Annotated in this window: 3 protein-coding genes; 1 reads left to right on the forward strand and 2 read right to left on the reverse strand. The window is 72.3% G+C overall.

The features are described from left to right. Positions 1–37: 37 nt before the first annotated feature. Positions 38–610: a TetR/AcrR family transcriptional regulator gene (locus ACWEBX_RS39765; protein WP_451889577.1), complete on the forward strand. Its 573-nt coding sequence runs from the start codon at positions 38–40 to the stop codon at positions 608–610. Positions 611–632: 22 nt separating this feature from the next. Here the strand turns inward: ACWEBX_RS39765 and ACWEBX_RS39770 are convergent, their stop codons facing one another. Next, on the reverse strand, positions 633–1391 hold the full coding sequence (locus ACWEBX_RS39770; RefSeq protein ID WP_451889575.1) for an ABC transporter permease: 759 nt from the start codon (positions 1389–1391) through the stop codon (positions 633–635). Continuing rightward, positions 1381–1944 (reverse strand): ATP-binding cassette domain-containing protein (locus ACWEBX_RS39775; protein ID WP_451889576.1); only part of this gene is annotated, 564 nt, incomplete at its 5' end. The genes ACWEBX_RS39775 and ACWEBX_RS39770, both read right to left, overlap by 11 nt.

Here is a 1944-nt window from a genome sequence, read left to right on the forward strand (position 1 = left end):
GCCCGCGACCCTGCTTCAGGTTCGAAGTCCTCGGCCGGTGTCTGTCTCGTCTGCTCGGTCATACCGCTTCCCCCGGCTCCGGCGCAACCAGGAAACGCTGCTGGACGCCGCCGCCGCGATCTTCGCCACGTCGGGCGTGGAGGCACCCGTGCGCGACATCGCGGCCAGGGCCGGCGTCGGTACGGCCACGATCTACCGCCACTTCCCGACGCGGGCCGATCTCATCGTCGCCGTCTACCGGCACCAGGTCGAGGCCTGTGCCGAGGCGGGTCCGGCCCTGCTGAACGACTGTGCGTCCCCCTACACCGCGCTGTCACGGTGGATCGACCTGTTCGTCGACTTCCTCGTCACCAAGCACGGGCTCGCCGCCGTCCTGCAGCCGGACAACACGGCGTTCGACGCACTGCACAGGTACTTCCTCGACCGACTGCTCCCCGTGTGCACCGAGCTCCTCGACGCCGCCGCCGAATCCGACGAGATCCGCCCCGGCCTGACGGCCTATCAACTGATGCGCGGCATCGGCAACCTCTGCATCGGCGCCCACAACGACCCCCGCTACGACGCGCGGAGACTGGTCGAGACCCTCGTCGCGGGGCTGCGCCGAGCCTGAGGACCGTGACCGCTCAAAGGGTCTAGAGCGCCACCAGCCGGCCGCTGCGCCCCACCAGTCGCGCCGATGCCCCGGCGCCGCAGACCAGTGCCACGCCGAGGAGCGTGCCGCAGGACTCCGCCACGGCGTACGGGTCACCGGACAGGGCGGCACGCAGGCCGCGAGCGGCCCAGTAGCCGGGTGAGGCGGGGGCCACGTCCGAGACCCAGGCCGGCAGGGCGGCGAGCGGGACGAGCGCCCCTCCGAGGCTGCTCAGCAGCATGCCGCCGATGTCGAAGGCGGCCGAGAGCGCGCCCAGGCTGCGGACCAGCACCCCGAGCAGGGTGCCGAGTCCGAGGAGCGCGCAGCTCCAACTGAGCAGGACGCCCAGCAGCAGGAACGGGTGCGGGACACGCAGGTCGAAGAAGCACACGGCGAAGCCGACGATGAGGAACTGCTGGGCGAGCAGGACCATGAAGGCCGGAACGGCCTTGCCGACGAGCAGTTCGGCGGGGCGCAGGGCGGTTCCGCGCAGGCGGTCCCAGGTGTGGCCGAGCCGTTCGGTGAGGATCGCGCCGCCGCAGATGCTGAGCGCGAGCAGCGAGAACGTGACCAGCGTGCCGACGACCGCCTGTTCCGTTCCGGCCGTACGGCCCTGCCCGGTCAGGTAGAGCGGACGCAACAGCGTGATGAAGACGAGCGGGAGGATCATCCGGCTCAGGACGGGACCGGGTTCGCGCGCCATCAGCAGCACGTTGTGGCGGATCAGCACCGCGAGGCGGGCGACTGATTCACGCGGCATCGCGGACCTCCGTCCGTGTCACGGTCGGCGCGGCTTCCATGGACCGGTAGAGATCGTCCAGTCCGGGGCGGCGGACGTCGACGGACACGGGCGTACGACCGGACGCGAGCAGGGCCGCCAGATCGGCACCGGGGTCCGTGGTCGGCCGGCGCAGCTCGGGTTCGCCGGGGTCGGCGAAGGTGACCCTGAGCTCGCCGGGCAGGTGGCGGGTGAGCTCTTCCTGCGTGCCGCGCGCGATGATCCGTCCGGCCCGCGCCAGTGCCAGCGTGGCATCGAGGTCGACCAGTTCGGGCAGGTAGTGAGTCGTGTAGACGACGGCCGCGCCCGCTTCCGCCCGAGCCCTGACAGCGCCCAGCAGGGCCGCGCGGGTTTCCGGATCGGCTCCGGCGGTCGGTTCGTCCAGCAGGAGGAGGGGCGGTGAGCCGACCATGGCGGTGGCCGCCTGGACCCGGCGGCGCTGACCTCCGGAGAGGGCGGCCACGGGGCGGTCGGCCACGGCCGCCAGGCACAGCTCGTCCAGGACCCGGGCGATCTCGGCGTCCCCGCGCCGTCC

The sequence above is a fragment of the Streptomyces sp. NPDC005070 genome, assembly GCF_053600395.1.

Bases quoted from the DNA above. Each gene is read 5' to 3' on its own strand.
- ACWEBX_RS39770 (WP_451889575.1), bottom strand. From the start codon at position 1,391: ATGCCGCGTGAATCAGTCGCCCGCCTCGCGGTGCTGATCCGCCACAAC.